Origin of the sequence: Sabulibacter ruber (genome assembly GCF_017355955.1) — a bacterium.
Lineage (GTDB): Bacteria > Bacteroidota > Bacteroidia > Cytophagales > Hymenobacteraceae > Nibribacter > Nibribacter ruber_A.
In genome coordinates, this window is the sequence record NZ_JAFFID010000185.1 from 1 (window position 1) to 251 (window position 251).

The 251-nt window shown below is 73.7% G+C and carries 1 protein-coding gene; it reads right to left on the minus strand.

The window, feature by feature from the left end; translation table 11 throughout:
- A partial coding sequence (locus JT719_RS24980) for a hypothetical protein (RefSeq protein WP_207436482.1) occupies positions 1 to 251 on the minus strand: 251 nt, incomplete at both ends.

The following is a 251-nucleotide window of genomic DNA, read 5'->3' on the forward strand; positions in this document are numbered from 1 at the left end:
TGGCCATGGACACCATGGACTCCTGAACGCTCGGGGCGGCGACCTCGATCCTCGCCATGACGCTGTTCAGCCGGGCCATGGTCCCCTCCAGCCCCGCAGCGGCCTTGGCCAGCTCGGCGGTGAGGACCCGGCTGTTCTCCAGCGTCTCGCTGATGGCCCGCTGGTTCTCCGGGGTCAGCAGCTCCGCGACGCGGCTGGTCACCTGGACCGCGCGGGCGGGCAGCCGGGGGTGGGTGTGCCCCCCCCCCCCC